At 72.9% G+C, this 15,669-nt stretch carries 14 protein-coding genes; 2 read left to right on the top strand and 12 right to left on the bottom strand.

All coding sequences use genetic code 11. The features are described from left to right. Positions 1-27: 27 nt before the first annotated feature. The 6 genes from proB to JOF41_RS01945 all read right to left on the bottom strand — a co-directional run bounded on the left by proB (position 28) and on the right by JOF41_RS01945 (position 7,262). On the bottom strand, positions 28-1,158 hold the full coding sequence (gene proB, locus JOF41_RS01970; RefSeq protein WP_189222109.1) for a glutamate 5-kinase: 1,131 nt from the start codon (positions 1,156-1,158) through the stop codon (positions 28-30). Then, positions 1,155-2,618 carry a GTPase ObgE gene (gene obgE / locus JOF41_RS01965; protein ID WP_189222110.1) on the bottom strand — a complete coding sequence of 488 codons (1,464 nt, stop codon included), beginning with the start codon at positions 2,616-2,618 and terminating at the stop codon, positions 1,155-1,157. Before obgE ends, proB begins: the two co-directional genes overlap by 4 nt. A gap of 98 nt (positions 2,619-2,716) precedes the next feature. Continuing rightward, on the bottom strand, positions 2,717-2,977 hold the full coding sequence (gene rpmA / locus JOF41_RS01960) for a 50S ribosomal protein L27 (protein ID WP_189222111.1): 261 nt from the start codon (positions 2,975-2,977) through the stop codon (positions 2,717-2,719). Between the two features lie 14 nt (positions 2,978-2,991). Continuing rightward, positions 2,992-3,306 (bottom strand): 50S ribosomal protein L21, encoded by a 315-nt coding sequence (gene rplU, locus JOF41_RS01955; protein ID WP_189222112.1) that lies wholly within the window; start codon positions 3,304-3,306, stop codon positions 2,992-2,994. 227 nt (positions 3,307-3,533) lie between these two features. Next, positions 3,534-6,338 carry a translation initiation factor IF-2 N-terminal domain-containing protein gene (locus JOF41_RS01950; RefSeq protein WP_209615679.1) on the bottom strand — a complete coding sequence of 935 codons (2,805 nt, stop codon included), beginning with the start codon at positions 6,336-6,338 and terminating at the stop codon, positions 3,534-3,536. Between the two features lie 132 nt (positions 6,339-6,470). Further along, positions 6,471-7,262, bottom strand: a complete 792-nt coding sequence (locus JOF41_RS01945; protein ID WP_189222114.1) for a TIGR03936 family radical SAM-associated protein — start codon at positions 7,260-7,262, stop codon at positions 6,471-6,473. Positions 7,263-7,498: 236 nt separating this feature from the next. On the opposite strand from JOF41_RS01945, the gene JOF41_RS01940 reads away from it, so the two are divergent. Next, on the top strand, positions 7,499-8,971 hold the full coding sequence (locus JOF41_RS01940; protein ID WP_189222115.1) for a S8 family peptidase: 1,473 nt from the start codon (positions 7,499-7,501) through the stop codon (positions 8,969-8,971). 90 nt (positions 8,972-9,061) lie between these two features. Here the strand turns inward: JOF41_RS01940 and JOF41_RS01935 are convergent, their stop codons facing one another. The 6 genes from JOF41_RS01935 to JOF41_RS01910 all read right to left on the bottom strand — a co-directional run bounded on the left by JOF41_RS01935 (position 9,062) and on the right by JOF41_RS01910 (position 14,794). Further along, a complete protein-coding gene (locus JOF41_RS01935; RefSeq protein WP_229795160.1) occupies positions 9,062-9,343 on the bottom strand; it encodes a sigma factor-like helix-turn-helix DNA-binding protein in 282 nt (93 codons plus the stop codon). A 243-nt stretch (positions 9,344-9,586) separates the two neighbouring features. Then, on the bottom strand, positions 9,587-11,551 hold the full coding sequence (locus tag JOF41_RS01930; protein ID WP_189222116.1) for a TIGR03960 family B12-binding radical SAM protein: 1,965 nt from the start codon (positions 11,549-11,551) through the stop codon (positions 9,587-9,589). Between the two features lie 33 nt (positions 11,552-11,584). Continuing rightward, complete coding sequence (locus JOF41_RS01925) at positions 11,585-12,391, bottom strand: ABC transporter permease (protein ID WP_189222117.1); 807 nt, start codon at positions 12,389-12,391, stop codon at positions 11,585-11,587. 11 nt (positions 12,392-12,402) lie between these two features. Then, positions 12,403-13,191 carry an ABC transporter permease gene (locus JOF41_RS01920; RefSeq protein WP_209615676.1) on the bottom strand — a complete coding sequence of 263 codons (789 nt, stop codon included), beginning with the start codon at positions 13,189-13,191 and terminating at the stop codon, positions 12,403-12,405. Further along, the gene (locus JOF41_RS01915; protein WP_189222119.1) at positions 13,191-14,111 is read right to left on the bottom strand and encodes an ABC transporter ATP-binding protein; all 921 of its coding nucleotides are present in this window, start codon (positions 14,109-14,111) and stop codon (positions 13,191-13,193) included. Before JOF41_RS01915 ends, JOF41_RS01920 begins: the two co-directional genes overlap by 1 nt. Before the next feature lie 71 nt (positions 14,112-14,182). Next, positions 14,183-14,794, bottom strand: coding sequence for a TetR/AcrR family transcriptional regulator (locus JOF41_RS01910; protein WP_209615674.1), 612 nt, complete (start codon positions 14,792-14,794; stop codon positions 14,183-14,185). 107 nt (positions 14,795-14,901) lie between these two features. Between JOF41_RS01910 and JOF41_RS01905 the strand changes: the two genes are divergently transcribed. Further along, positions 14,902-15,651: an SDR family NAD(P)-dependent oxidoreductase gene (locus JOF41_RS01905; RefSeq protein WP_209615671.1), complete on the top strand. Its 750-nt coding sequence runs from the start codon at positions 14,902-14,904 to the stop codon at positions 15,649-15,651. Positions 15,652-15,669: the final 18 nt, after the last annotated feature.

Below are 15,669 nucleotides of genomic sequence, written 5' to 3'. Positions count from 1 at the left end.
TTCCCGAACGCTCGGTTCGCGGGTGGGTCAGGTGCGGAGGGGGACCAGGTCGTCGGCGTGCACGACCTCGCGCCGCTGCTCGGCGGGCAGGTCGTGGCTGGAGCGGCCGATCAGGCCGGGCAACTCGGCGGCGTCGAAGGCCACCACGCCGCGCGCCACGACCGCGCCCGCGGGGTCCACCAGCTCCACCACGTCACCGGCCTCGAAGGCCCCGTCCACCGCCGTCACGCCCGCGGCCAGCAGGGACCGCCTGCGGTCGACCACCGCGGCCACCGCCCCGTCGTCCAGCCACAGCTTGCCGGTGGCGTCGGCGGCGTGGCCGAGCCAGAACCGCCGCGCCGACAGGCGGGGGCCGGTGGTGGCGAACGCGGTGCCCACGTCCGCCGGTCCCAGCGCGCGCACCGCGTCGGCCGCGCCCGCCAGCAGCACGGGGATGCCCGCCGAGGCGGCCAGCCGGGCGGCGGCCAGCTTGGAGGCCATGCCGCCGGTGCCCAGGCCCGAGGCCCCGACCGCGCCCGCCCGCACCCCGGCCACGTCGGCAGCCCCGGCCACCTCGGTGATCCGCCGCGCCCCGGCCCGGCGCGGGTCGCCGTCGTAGAGGGCATCCACGTCGGAGAGCAGGAACAGCGCGTCCGCGCCGACCAGGTGCGCCACCAGCGCGGCCAGCCGGTCGTTGTCGCCGAACCGGATCTCCTCGGTGGCCACGGTGTCGTTCTCGTTGACCACCGGCACCGCGCCCAGCGCCAGCAGCCGGGAGAACGTGCGCTGGGCGTTGCGGTAGTGCGCCCGCCGCACCACGTCGTCCGCGGTCAGCAGCACCTGCCCCACGGTCAGCGAGTAGCGGCCGAAGGAGTTGGCGTAGGCGTGCGCCAGCGCCAGCTGCCCGACGCTGGCGGCGGCCTGCTGGGTGGCCAGGTCGCGCGGGCGGCGGGTGACGCCCAGCGGGGCCAGGCCCGCCGCGATCGCGCCGGAGGAGACCAGCACCACCTGGCTGCCCGCCGCACACCGCGCCGCGACCGCGTCGACCAGCGCGTCCAGCCGCGCCGGGTCCAGCCCGCCCTCGGCCGTGGTCAGCGACGACGAACCGACCTTCACCACGACCCGGCCCGCCGCCGACACCGCCCGCCGGGCCTGCGAGACCGCCACCGGAGCGCTCACTCGTCCTCTTCGAAGTCCTCGTCGTCCTCGTACACGCCGGGCAGCCTGCGGGCCTTCTTGGCGGCCAGGCGCTCGGCCGCGCCCACCCGGTTGTTGGGCTCCAGCCGCACGTCGGTGCCGCGCCCGGTCAGCGCGGTCGCCGCGATGCCCGCGGGCGTGGACGGCTCCCAGTCGAACACCAGGTCGCCGATGGTGACCTGGCATCCGGGCACCGCGCCCATCTTGACCAGCACGTCCTCCACGCCCAGGCGGGCCAGCCGGTCGGCCAGGTAGCCCACCGCCTCGTCGTTGCTGAAGTCGGTCTGCCTGATCCACCGCTCGGGCCGCGCGCCGCGCACGATGAAGCCGCCGGGCGTGTTCGGGTCCTCCACCACGGTGAAGCCCTGGTCGTCCACCGCGGTGGGCCGCAGCACGATCCGGGTGGCCTCCTGCACCGGCCGCGCCGCGCGGTACTCCTCGACCACCTTGGCCAGGGCGAAGGTCAGCTCCCGCAGGCCCTCCCGGCTGGCCGTGGACACCTCGAACACGGGCAGGCCGCGCGCCTCGACGTCCGGGCGGACGATCTCGGCCAGGTCCCTGGCCTCGGGGACGTCGATCTTGTTCAGCACCACCACGCGCGGCCGCTCGGCCAGGTCGTCGGCCAGCGACGGGGTGTACTTGGCCAGCTCGGCTTCCAGCGCGTCGATGTCGGACAGCGGGTCGCGGCCGGACTCGTAGGTGGCGCAGTCGACCACGTGCACCAGCACCGCGCAGCGCTCGATGTGGCGCAGGAAGTCCAGGCCCAGGCCCTTGCCCTCGGACGCGCCGGGGATCAGGCCGGGCACGTCGGCCATGGTGAACACCGTCTCGCCCGCGGTGATCACCCCCAGGTTGGGCACCAGCGTGGTGAACGGGTAGTCGGCGATCTTCGGCTTGGCCGCGGACAGCACCGAGATCAGCGACGACTTGCCCGCCGAGGGGAAGCCAAGCAGGCCCACGTCGGCGACGGACTTCAGCTCCAGCACCAGGTCGTGCGCCTCGCCCGGCTCGCCCAGCAGGGCGAAGCCGGGGGCCTTGCGCGCCTTGGACGCCAGCGCCGCGTTGCCCAGGCCGCCGCGCCCGCCCCTGGCGGCGACCAGCCGGGTGCCCTCGCCCACCAGGTCGGCGACCAGCTCGCCGTCCGGGGTGAGCACCACGGTGCCGTCCGGCACGCGCAGCTCCAGGTCGGCGCCGTTGGCGCCGTCGCGGTTGCCGCCCTGGCCGCCCTTGCCGTTGCCCGCGCTGGCGTGCGGGCGGAAGTGGAAGTCCAGCAGGGTGTGCACCTGCGAGTCGACCACCAGGACGACGTCGCCGCCCTTGCCGCCGTTGCCGCCGTCCGGACCACCCAGCGGCTTGAACTTCTCGCGGTGCACGGAGGCCACCCCGTTGCCGCCGTCACCGGCCGCGACGTGGATGACCACCCGGTCGACGAAACGGGACACGGAAACCACTTCCTCACTCGATGGGGTTAACCCCGGAAAACGCCACTGGGCGCCGTGCTCCGCGTTTCAGCGGACCACGGCGCCCAGGGGTCGGAAACTCAGGCAGCCTCGGCCGGAACGATGTTCACGGTCTTGCGGCCGCGCTTCACGCCGAACTGGACCGCGCCGGGAGCCAGCGCGAACAGCGTGTCGTCCTTGCCGCGGCCGACGTTCACACCGGGGTGGAACTTGGTGCCGCGCTGGCGGATCAGGATCTCGCCAGCCTTGACGACCTGACCACCGAACCGCTTGACCCCGAGGTACTGGGGGTTCGAGTCACGGCCGTTGCGGGAGCTGGACGCGCCCTTCTTGTGTGCCATGGCTAGTCAGATCCTCACTTACCGGTGATGCCGGTGACCTCGACGCGGGTCAGCTTCTGGCGGTGACCCTGACGCTTGTGGTAGCCGGTCTTGTTCTTGAACTTGTGGATGCGGATCTTGGGACCCTTGGTCTGCTCGACGACCTTGCCGGTCACCGAAAACTTACCCAGGGCGTCGGCGTCGGCCGTGACGTCAGAGCCGTCCACGACGAGAAGCGGCGCCGGGAAGGTGATTTCGGTGCCCGGCTCGCCCTCGAGCTTCTCGACCTCGACGACGTCGCCGACAGCCACCTTGTACTGCTTGCCGCCGGTCTTGACGATCGCGTACATCGGGACGGAAGTCTCCTGCTACTCGACGGGACTGGGCCACGCGCGCCTCAGCTCCACTGGTTTGCGCGTGGACTGGGCTTCGCACGACAGGGCCCACCGGACGGCGGGCCGCTTATCAGGTTACGTTGCGGCGGTCAGCGGGGTCAAACCGGGGTGGTCCTGTGCGGAAGTCCCAGCTCACCGCGGGTGCGGCTCCGACGTGACGACGGAGCCGCACCCCGTGCGGATCAGCTCTCCTTGACCCCGCCCAGCGGCGGGCCCGCGGGGCGGGAGGCGGCGCGGCGGGCCGGGCGGCGACGGGTGGTCACCACCGGCTCGGCGGGCGCCTGGGCCCCGGACGGCTCGACGCCGCCCGCGCCGACCGGCACGGGCTCGGGCTGCTGCGCGGGCTGCTGCACCGCCTGCGGGACCGGCTGGCGGACCGCGGACTCCACCGAGTCCACGGCGGGCGCGGGGACCTGGATCACCGGACCGGGCGACTCGGACTCCTTGACCGCCGCCCCCGCCTCGCGACGCGCCCTGCGGCGCTGGCGGCGCTCCCGCTTGCCGGTGTCCGCGGCGGCGGTGTCGACAGCGGTGTCGGCGGTGGTGTCAGCGGTGTCGGCAGCGGCCTCCGAAGCGGTCTCCGACGCCGCGACGGACTCCGCCACGGGCTCCGCGGCGGGTTCCGCGACGGCCTGCGGGGTCGGCTCGGGGACCGGCTCCGGGGTGGGCGCGGCGGTCTCCTCGGCGGGCCGCGGAGCCGGGGGCTCCTCGGCGCGCGCGGGCTCCTCCACGACCGCCACCGGCTCCGCGGCCGCCTCGGCGGCCTTGCGCCGGGACTTGCGCCCGCCGCCCTGCTGCTGGTTCTGCTGCTGGCCGTTGGAGCCGCCGGACGGGCCGTGCGAGTGCACCGGCTCGGTGGACACGATCAGGCCGCGCCCCCGGCAGTGCTCGCAGGTGGTGCTGAACGCCTCCAGCAGGCCGGTGCCGACCCGCTTGCGGGTCATCTGCACCAGGCCCAGCGAGGTGACCTCGGCCACCTGGTGCCGGGTGCGGTCGCGCCCGAGGCACTCGGTGAGCCTGCGCAGCACCAGGTCCCGGTTGGACTCCAGCACCATGTCGATGAAGTCGATGACGATGATGCCGCCGATGTCGCGCAGCCGCAGCTGGCGGACGATCTCCTCGGCCGCCTCCAGGTTGTTGCGGGTGACGGTCTCCTCGAGGTTGCCACCCGAACCGGTGAACTTGCCGGTGTTGACGTCGATGACCGTCATCGCCTCGGTGCGGTCGATGACCAGGTAGCCGCCCGAGGGCAGCCACACCTTGCGGTCCAGCGCCTTGAGCAGCTGCTCGTCGATGCGGTGCTCGACGAACACGTCGTTGTTGCCCACGTGGCGGCGCAGCCGCTCCTGCAGGTCCGGGGCGACGTGGCGGACGTAGCCGTCGATGGTGTCCCAGGCGTCCGCGCCCTGCACGATCAGCGCCGAGAAGTCCTCGGTGAACAGGTCGCGGACGACCTTCACCAGCAGGTCCGGCTCCTCGTAGAGCAGCTGCGGGGCCTGCGCCTTGGGGGTGCTCGCCTTGTCCTTGATGACCTGCCACTGCGCCTGCAGGCGGGACACGTCGCGGGCCAGCTCCTCCTCGGCGATGCCCTCCGAGGCGGTGCGGATGATCACGCCCGCGTCCTCGGGGACCACGCGCTTGAGGATGTCCTTGAGGCGCTTGCGCTCGTTGTCGGGCAGCTTGCGGCTGATGCCGGTGGCGCCGCCGCCGGGCACGTAGACCAGGAAGCGGCCGGGCAGGCTGATCTGGGTGGTCAGCCGGGCGCCCTTGTGCCCGACCGGGTCCTTGGTGACCTGCACCAGCACGCTGTCGCCGCTGGAGAGGGCCTGCTCGATCTTGCGCGCCTTGCCCTCGAGGCCGGCCGCGTCCCAGTCGACCTCGCCCGCGTAGAGCACCGCGTTGCGGCCCCGGCCGATGTCGATGAACGCCGCCTCCATGCTGGGCAGCACGTTCTGCACCCGGCCGAGGTAGACGTTGCCGACCAGGGAGCCGGTGCCGGAGGAGGTCACGAAGTGCTCCACGAGCACGCCGTCCTCCAGCACGCCGATCTGGGTGCGGTCGCCGCGCTCGCGCACGACCATGGTGCGCTCGACGGCCTCGCGGCGGGCCAGGAACTCGGCCTCGGACAGCACCGGGGCGCGGCGGCGGCCCGCCTCGCGGCCGTCCCGGCGGCGCTGGCGCTTGGCCTCCAGCCGGGTCGAGCCGCGAACGCTGCGGACCTCGTTCTGCGCGGCTTCGGAGTCGGCCTTGTCGTCGCGCGCGTCGCGGACGTCGCGGACGTGCACGACCGTGTTCGGCGGGTCGTCCTCGCTCGGCGCGGCCTCGTCGTCGGCGCCCGCCTTGCGGCGACGGCGACGACGCCTGCGGCGGCTGCCGCCACCGTCCTCCTCGTCGGTCGCGCCCGGCTCCTCCGCGGCCTCCGGCTCCCCGGCCTCGGCCTCGGCGTGTTCCTCGGCGTGCGCCTCGTCGCCCGCGGCCTCGTCACCCATGCCCTTGCCGCGACCCCGGCCCCGGCGGCCCCGGCGGCGGCGACGGCGGCCGTCGGCCTCGTCGCCGGACTCGTCGTCGGCGACGTGCTCGTCGGCCTCGTCCTCGACCTCCGGTTCGACCTCCGGCTCGGCGACCACCGGCGACGGCGGCAGGAACACCGCGGACGGCGGGGCGAACAGCGGGGTGAGCGCGGCGGCCTCCCTGGCGGGCACCGCCTCCGGCTCGGTCTGCTCGTCCACCTCGCCGGTGACGATGTCGTCCCAGGCCAGCAGGCTCTCGGCGACCTTGACCGCCAGGTCGCGGGTGACGCTGGACTGCGCGCTGCGCACCGGCTCGCCCAGGTCGGCCAGCGCGGCGATGACGTCCTTGCTGCTGGCTCCCAGCAGCTTCGCCAGCGCGTGCACCCGCAGCTTCTCGGGCAGGTCCGCCAGCGCGGGGTGCACGGGTGTGGCGCTACCCCCGCCGGCGGGACCGGCGGGCTTTTCCGTGTTCGACATGCAGCTCCTCCGCCCCCGGGCGCGTCCACTGGGGACGCGGCCGCGCAGGGGCCTCTCTTGTCCACTCTCCGCCGCGGCTGGCGGCGGGAATCCTTGCCTCTGCCTGCGCACGGGCACGAACCCGCGGCAGGATCAGGTCCTGTCTCCGACGACGCCGTCAGCGCCGCTCCCGGAGCCCGGTCCGATCTCCGCCGCCCTGTCCGGGGCGAACGGGTCGACCAGGCGGCCTTCGTCGTCGAGCCGCCCCTGCGCCATCCGGGTCGCCTTCGCGGGCACCGGCGGAACCAGGTCGGCGACGGCTCGGAGCGCGCTCAGCACGTCGTCGGGCCGCACAGTAGGGGTTGACTGCCGTACGACCGTCATGAGTATCCCACATGGTCGTGACAAATCAGGCGCATCGTGTTCCGCGTCGCTCGAAGCGCTGGTGACCTGCGCGGACACCTCGGCGGAGAGCACGGCGGGCCGCACGTCGACGATCCGCTTGCCGTCCTTGGTCAGCCGCTCCACCTCGACGGACTCGGCGGCCAGCAGCGCGGCCACCGCCTCGCTGAGCCGATCGGGTGAGACACCGGGCAGCTCGATCCGCCAGGCGCTGGCCTCGACGCGCTCGGGCAGGTTGCCGCCCGCCGCCTGCACGACCTCCAGCACGTCCAGCCCCGGCGGCAGGGCCTGGTCCAGCGCGACCCGCAGCGCCTCCGGGTCGACCGCCTCGACCACCTGCACCTCCACGTACTCGGCCTCGCTGGCCACGCCGGTGGGTGCGGCGCCGACCCAGGAGACCTTCGGGTGCGGGCTGAATCCCTGCGAGTAGGCCATCGGCACGCCCGCTCTGCGCAGCGCGCGTTCGAAGGTCCTGGCCACGTCGCGGTGCGAGGTGAACCTCAGCCTGCCGCGCTTGGCGTAGCGCAGCCGGAGCTTCTGCACCGGTGCGGCCGACGGGTTGGGCTGCTGCTGGCGGCTCAGTGCTACTCCCCTCGGGTAATAGGGCGACCACGATGGGGTGAGAGCCCCCCAACGGTCCACTTCCCTGCTCCAGCAGGACGGTACCTTGGTGACGTTCGGCACCGTTGAGCTTGTCTGGTTCGTCCCTCCTGGTTACCGTCCGGCGACAGCGGTCAACCCCCGTGGACAGAAGGACAGCCCAGCACTGGAGGTCCCCCGTGCCTCTGCTCCGCCGCGCCCGAGCGGTCGCGGTCAGCGCCGCGCTGCTCGCCACGGGCTGCGCCGCGGTGACCACGCCCGCCTGGGCGGCCCCGGACGACGTCACCACCTCCTCCGACTGCATCCAGCCCGGTCCGGTGCTGCGCTACCTGGTCGTGCTGGAGCCGGGCACCAGCGAGCCGCTGGCGGGTGCCGAGGTGGCCGCGGCGTGCGGCGAGGTGGCGGCCTACCACCCCGAGATCGCGGTGGCCGTGGTGACCTCGGCCGATCCCGGTTTCGGCCGCAAGTTCGGCCTGGACCGGGCCTACAGCGCGCAGGCCGAGGCGCTGGCCGCGCCCCCGCCCGCGCGCAGGGACGAGGTCGCCTCCTCCCGCGCGAGCGGGACCGGGGGCGGCGCGGTGGACCGCACGGCCGAGCAGTGGGACATGGACCTGATCCGGGCCGCCGAGGCGCACGCGATCAGCACCGGCAGCCGGGACGTGGTGGTCGGCGTGCTCGACTCGGGCATCGACCCGACGCACCCCGACCTGGTCGGGGCGCTGGACCCGGAGCTGTCCGCGGGCTGCACCACCGGCGTGGCCGACCCGACCCCGGCGGCGTGGTCGCCGACCAGGTCGGCGCACGGCACGCACGTGGCGGGCACCATCGCGGCGGCCGACGACGGCCGGGGCACCACCGGCGTGGCGCCGGGCGTGCGGATCGCGTCGGTGAAGGTCGTGGACGACGACGGGTACATCTACCCCGAGTACGCGGTGTGCGGGTTCATGTGGGCGGCCACCCGCGGCATGACCATCACCAACAACAGCTACTTCATCGACCCGTGGGTGTTCACCTGCCAGAACAAGGTGGGCCAGTCGGTGGTCTACGAGGCGGTGCGCCGGGCGGTCGACCACGCGGCGGGCCGGGGCGTGCTCACCGTGGCCGCGGCGGGCAACGGCGCCGTGGACCTGTCCAAGCCGGGCCGGGACGCGCAGAGCCCCACCAACGCCGACGCCAAGCCGCGGGCGGTGGACAGCACCTGCCTGGTGCTGCCCGCGCAGTTGCGCAACGTGGTGGCGGTGTCGTCGGTGGGCGCGGCGAAGGTCAAGGCCGGGTACAGCTCCTACGGCCTGGGCGCGGTGGACGTGACCGCGCCCGGTGGCGACCGCAAGCAGGAGCCCGCCAACGACGAGGAGCAGCAGCAGCCCTGCGTGCTGTCGACGGTGCCGTCGGGCTACGGCTACTCGTGCGGCACGTCGATGGCGGCGCCGCACGTGTCCGGCGTGGCGGCGCTGCTGGCGTCCACCCACCCGGAGGCGACGCCGAACGAGCTGAGCCGGATGCTCAACGCGCAGGCCGAGACGCTGCCCTGCCCGGCCGACTACGACCTCAACGGCACCGGTGTGCAGGACGCCTACTGCACCGGCTACTCGGAGTACAACGGCTTCTACGGGCACGGCATGGTCGACGCCGCGGCGGCGGTCCAGGAGTAGTCGCGCCGATTTACCGGAAATACCCTCGGCGGGACCGGGCGTGCGAATTCTCCGAATTCACACGCCTGCGGGCAAATCGCGCCCGCCCGCTCAGCCCCACTCCCGCAGGGCCCGGCACAGGATCTTCATGCCGTGGTAGACGCGGGACTTCACGGTGGCTTCGGGAATGCCCAGCGCGGCGGCGGCCTCGCGCACGGTCCGGCCGCGCAGGTAGGTCTCGCAGATCGCCTCGCGGTACTCCTCGCCGAGCTTGCCGACCGCCTCGCGCAGCGCCATCGCGGACAGCCCGCGCTCGATCCCGTCGGCGGCGGGTGCGGAGTCCTGGCTGGTCAGCGCGACCTCCTGGGGTGCGGTCCACCGACCGCGCGACACCCCCGGCCAACGCCCGCCCACATCCCGCCCAGCGCACCCATGCGTACCGGACCTCCTGGAGTTCGTGCGGCGGGGAAGGTGCGCCGACCCGGTCGAACGCACCCGCAGAACAAAAGAGTCAGCGTGAACGTACTACACGACCGGGCGGCGATCCATATCCCCTACGCCGTTCCCGAACACTCGCCCAGGTTATCGACCCACAATGCGTGTGATACGCATCACACATACGCTGGGTGCGTGGGTTCAGCCCTTGACCAGGGTGGGGTTGCGCACCGGTGAGCCCTTGCCGACCGGCGAGATGGGCAGCAGCTTGCGCCCCGTCGGACCCACCTCGATGTCGGTGCCCATGGCCGGGCACACGCCGCAGTCGAAGCAGGGCGTCCAGCGGCAGTCGTCCTGCTCCCGCTCGTCCAGGGCGTCCTGCCAGTCCGCCCACAGCCACTCCTTGTCCAGCCCGGAGTCCAGGTGGTCCCAGGGCAGGACCTCCAGCTCCTCGCGCTCGCGGGTGGTGAACCAGTCCAGGTCCACGCCCAGCGGCTCCAGCTCGACCCGCGCGGCGTCCACCCAGCGCTCGTAGGAGAAGTGCTCGGACCAGCCGTCGAACCGGCCGCCCTCGCGCCACACCCGCTCGACGACCAGCCCGACGCGGCGGTCGCCGCGCGAGAGCAGGCCCTCGATCAGCGACGGCTTGCCGTCGTGGTAGCGCATCCCGATGTTGCGGCCCAGGCTCCGGTCGGAGTTGACCGCCTCGCGCAGCTTGCGCAGCCTGCTGTCCACGGTGTCCGGGTCGCACTGCCCGGCCCACTGGAACGGCGTGTGCGGCTTGGGCACGAACCCGCCGATGGAGATGGTGCAGCGGATGTCCTTGCGCCCGCTGACCTCCCGGCCCGCGCGGATGACGTTCTTGGCCATCTCGGCGATCTGCAGCACGTCGTCGTCGGTCTCGGTGGGCAGGCCGCACATGAAGTACAGCTTCACCTGCCGCCAGCCCGCGGCGAACGCGGCGCTGACCGTCCGGATCAGGTCCTCCTCGGACACCATCTTGTTGATCACGCGCCGGATGCGCTCGCTGCCGCCCTCGGGCGCGAAGGTCAGGCCGGAGCGGCGGCCGTTGCGCGACAGCTCGTTGGCCAGGTCGATGTTGAACGCGTCGACCCGCGTGCTGGGCAGCGACAGGCTGGTGTTGGTGCCCTCGTAGCGGTCGGCCAGGCCCTTGGTGATCTCGGCGATCTCCGAGTGGTCCGCGCTGGACAGCGACAGCAGGCCGACCTCCTCGAAACCGGTCGCCTCCAGGCCGCGCTGCACCATCGCGCCGATGCCCTCGATGGAGCGCTCCCGCACCGGGCGGGTGATCATGCCCGCCTGGCAGAACCGGCAGCCCCTGGTGCAGCCGCGGAAGATCTCCACGCTCATCCGCTCGTGCACGCTCTCGGCCAGCGGCACCAGCGGCTGCTTCGGGTACGGCCAGGCGTCCAGGTCCATCGTGGTGCGCTTGAACACCCGGTAGGGCACCCGCTCGCGGTTGGGCACCACGCGCTGGATGCGGCCGTCGGGCAGGTACTCCACGTCGTAGAAGCGCGGCACGTACACGCCGCCGGTCTCGGCCAGGCGGGTCAGCAGCTCGTCGCGCCCGCCGGGGCGGCCCTCGGCCTTCCAGGCGCGGACGATGTCGGTGATCTCCAGGACGGCTTCCTCGCCGTCGCCCAGCACCGCGGCGTCGATGAACGGCGCGATCGGTTCCGGGTTGAACGCGGCGTGCCCACCGGCCACCACCACCGGGTGGTCGTCGGTGCGGTCGGCGGCGTGGATCGGGATGCCGCCCAGGTCCAGCGCGGTGAGCAGGTTGGTGTAGCCCAGCTCGGTGGCGAAGCTGACGCCGAGCAGGTCGAACGCGCCCACCGGCCGGTGCGCGTCCACGGTGAACTGCGGGACGCCGTGCTCGCGCATCAGCGCTTCCAGGTCCGGCCAGACCGCGTAGGTCCGCTCGGCCAGCACGTCCGGCTGCTCGTTGAGGACCTCGTACAGGATCATGACGCCCTGGTTGGGCAGCCCGACCTCGTAGGCGTCCGGGTACATCAGGGCCCACCGCACGTTGGCGGAGTCCCAGTCCTTGACGGTCGCGTTCAGCTCCCCGCCGACGTACTGCACGGGCTTGGACACCCTCGGCAGCAGGGGTTCCAACGCGGGGAAGACGGACTCGACGCTCACGGCTCCAGGGTAACGACTCCCCCGGTGGTCGGCTCAGGCGGTGAGCAGGCGGCCCAGCCTGCGCGCCGCCACGGCCACGCCGAGCGCCGCCATCACCGCGAAGTAGCCGACGTGGCCGAGCAGCCCCCACCCGACGTGCCCGGTGGTCAGCGCCCTGGTCAGCTCGATCGCGTGGTACAGCGGGGTCCACTGGACCACCGCCCGCAGCCACGCCGGGTACACCGACAGCGGGTAGAAGGTGGTCGAGAACAGGAACAGCGGCAGCACCAGCAACTGGACCAGGTCGAAGTCCTGCCACGAGCGCATGAAGGTGGTCGCCGCCATGCCGACCGCGGCGAAGGCCAGCGCGACCAGCAGGCACGCGGGCAGCACCAGCACCGCCCACGGCGACCACACCAGTCCGAACCCGAGCATCACGGCCAGGAAACCCGCCGAGTACAGGCCGCCGCGCAGCAGCGCCCAGCACGCCTCGCCGACCGCGATGTCCACCGGTCCCATCGGCGTGGCCAGCACCGCCTCGTACAGCCGGGCGTACTTGATCTTGAAGAACAGGTTGTAGGTCGCGTCGAAGATCGCGCCGTTCATCGCCGAGGCGGCCAGCAGCGCGGGCGCCACGTAGGCCGGGTAGGGCACGCCGTCGACCGCGCTGACCAGCTGCCCGAACCCGTAGCCCAGGGACAGCAGGAAGAACACCGGCTCGAAGAACCCGGAGACCAGCGACAGCCACGCCCGGCGGTTGACCAGGTAGGCGCGCTCGACCAGCACGCGCGCCCGCCCCGCGTACAGCCCCGGCGGCACCACCCGCAGCAGCAGCCCCGCCCCCGCCGGTCGCTCGACCACCCGCGTCACCGCTACACCGCCAACCTGCGCTGGAAGTACTTCCGACCGAGCAGCACGCCCACCGCGACCAGCGCGGCCAGGTACGCGACGTGGCCCAGCGCGGCGGCCGGGCCCAGCGTGCCGAACGCCGCGCCGCGGGCCAGCTCGACGCCGTGCCACACCGGGGTCAGCCAGGCCAGCGGGTGCAGCCACGCGGGCAGCTGGTCCAGCGGGAAGAACGCGCCCGCGAACAGCATCATCGGCACCAGCACGAACCGGTACAGGCCGTTGAACGCCTCCGGCTTCTCCCGCGTGGCGGTGAACGCGACCACCGGGGCGCTGAACGCCATGCCCGCCAGCACCGCCGCGGGCACCCCCCACACCGCCCCCGCGCTGGTCACCGCGCCCAGCGCGGTCGCCACACCGAGGAACACCACCGCGCCCGACAGCAGCCGCAGCACGATCCACAGCAGCCTGCCGTAGAGGATCTGCGCGGGGGTGATCGGCGTGGCCACCACGCCCAGGTAGGTCTTCTGCCACTTGAACGCCGAGAACACCGCGTAGGTGGACTCGAACATGGCGTTCTGCACGGCGGTGAGCACCAGCAACGCCGGAGCCAGGAACACCGCGTACGGGGCCCCGCCGGTGGCCTCTCCCGGCCGCACCTGCGAGCCGAAGCCCAGACCCATGGCCAGCAGGAACAGCACCGGTTGCAGGAAGTTCGTGATCGCCGTGGCCCGCCAGTTGCGGCGGTACCAGGTCCACTGCGCCTCCACGCCGAGCAGGGCGGCGCGCAGCGGTCCGACGACGCGGGCGGCCATCAGTCGACCAGGGTTCGGCCGGTGAGGCGGAGGAAGACGTCCTCCAGCGTGGAGCGGCGCACCAGGCTCGACACCGGGCGCACGCCCCGCGCGTGCGCGGCGGCCAGCGCGGCGTCGCCGTCGGCGGTGTAGAGCAGCAGCCGGTCTGGCAGCACCTCGACCCGCTCGGCCAGGTCGCGCACCGGTTCCGGGTCCTGCTCGCCCGGCGGGAACCGCAGCTCCAGCACCTCGCGCGTGGAGTAGCGCCGGATGAGCTCGCCCGGTGAGCCCTCCGCGACGATCCGGCCGCCGTCCATCACCACCAGCCGGTCGCACAGCTGTTCCGCTTCGTCCATGTAGTGCGTCGTGATGATCAGCGTGACGCCGGACTGCTTGAGCCGGAACAGCCGGTCCCACAGCAGGTGGCGGGCCTGCGGGTCCAGGCCCGTGGTGGGCTCGTCCAGCAGCAGCAGGTCCGGGTCGTTGACCAGCGAGCGGGCGATGGTCAGCCTGCGCTTCATGCCGCCCGACAGCGGCTCCACCTCGTCGTCGGCGCGCTCGGCGAGCTGGGCGAACTCCAGCAGCTCCACGGCCTTGGCCCGCACGTGCGCGCGGGACAGGCCGAAGTAGCGGCCGTAGACCTCCAGGTTCTGCCGCACGGTCAGCTCGGTGTCCAGGTTGTCCAGCTGCGGCACGACACCGATGCGGGCCCTGATCCGGGGCCCGTCGCGGTCCGGGTCCATGCCCAGCACCCGCAGCTCGCCGCCGGTGCGCGGGGAGGTGCAGGAGACCATGCGCATGGTGGAGGACTTGCCCGCGCCGTTGGCCCCCAGGAAGCCGAACGCCTCGCCGGGGTGGACTTCCACGTCGATGCCCCGCACCGCCTCGAAGGAGCCGAAGGACTTGGTCAGGCCCCTGGCCTCGACGAGCGGCGTGGTCACGATCACGACCCTAGCCGGGGCGGCGTGACGATCCGAAGTGGTTTACGGGCGTGGGCCGGGCGTCCTCCACCTCAGCGGACCAGCGCCTCGACCGCCCGCATCGCGATGTCGACGGAGGCGTGGAGGTCTTCGCGGCCGACCCCGGCCACGGCGTGCACGGCGTGCCCCTCGCCGAGGGCCGCCACGAAACGCGCCAGTGCCCGCGTGTCCACGCCGCTGGGGAGGTCGCCTTCGTCGACCGCGCGGGACAGCCGTGCTTCGAGAGCGGCCTCGCCCTGGGCGCGGCCCTCGGCCAGCACCTGGGAGACGCGGGTGTTCTCCGGCGAGCAGACCAGGCCGCCCTGGACGGACATGCAGCCGGGCGGGTGGTCGCCGCTGGTGAGGGCGTCGATGCTCAGGCGCAGGTAGCTCTCGATGACGGCGCGCGCGGTGGGCTGCTCCAGCGCGACGCGGACGTGCGCCAGCCGGGTTTCCCGGTAGCGGTCGAAGGCGCGCCGGAACAACTGCTCCTTGCTGCCGAACGTGGCGTACAGGCTCGGCCGGTTGATGCCCATCGCGCTGGTCAGCGCGCTCAGCGAGGTGCCTTCGTAGCCGTGGCGCCAGAAGACCTCGACAGCCCGGTCCAGGACGATCTCCTCGTCGAAGGCCTTCGGCCGTCCGACGGTGGGCTTCTCAGCGTTCACGACTCCACTCTACCGCTCGGTACAGATGGTGAACCAGATCACTAACCGATCGGTACAAAACCTGCTAGCGTTGCCTCGCAACCGATCAGTACAAAAGGAGAGCGACTGTGGGACAGCTCGACGGCAGGACCGCCCTCGTCACCGGCGCCACTTCCGGCATCGGCCTGGCCAGCGCCAAGGCGCTCGCGGCCGAGGGGGCCTTCGTCTTCGTGACCGGCCGCAGGCAGCAGGCGCTGGAGCAGCTCGTCGCGGAGATCGGCGACGCCGCCACCGGCATCCGCGCCGACGTGAGCGACCTCGGGGAACTCGACCGGGTGATGGACACCATCCGGGACAGCGGACGCGGCCTCGACGTCCTGTTCGCCAACGCGGGCATCGGCGAGTTCGCGCGGCTGGGCGAGATCACCTGGGAGCACTACACCAAGACGTTCAACACCAACGTGGGCGGCGTCGTGTTCACCGTCCAGAAGGCGCTGCCGCTGCTGTCCGACGGGTCGTCGGTCATCCTGTGCGGCTCCAACATCGACGTGAAGGCCAGCCCGGCGATGAGCGTGTACGCCGCCACCAAGGGCGCCATCCGGTCCTTCACCCGCAGCTGGGCCGCCGAGCTCGCGGACCGCCGCATCCGGGTCAACGCGGTCGGCCCCGGCCCGACCGAGACGCCGGGCCTCAACGGCCTCGCGGCCAACGCCGAAGCCGTCGAGCAGCTGCACGAGGACCTCCGGACCCAGGTCCCCATGAACCGCCTCGGCCGTCCCGAGGAGATCGCCGACGCCGTGGTCTTCCTCGCCTCCGACCGCAGCACCTTCATGACCGGTACCGAGATCTACGTCGACGGTGGGGCCAGCCAGGTCTGACCCCCGACCTCCCGAGGT

The organism is Saccharothrix coeruleofusca (assembly GCF_017876325.1).
Classification (GTDB): Bacteria; Actinomycetota; Actinomycetes; order Mycobacteriales; family Pseudonocardiaceae; genus Actinosynnema; species Actinosynnema coeruleofuscum.
This window is presented reverse-complemented; position numbering and strand designations above follow the sequence as displayed.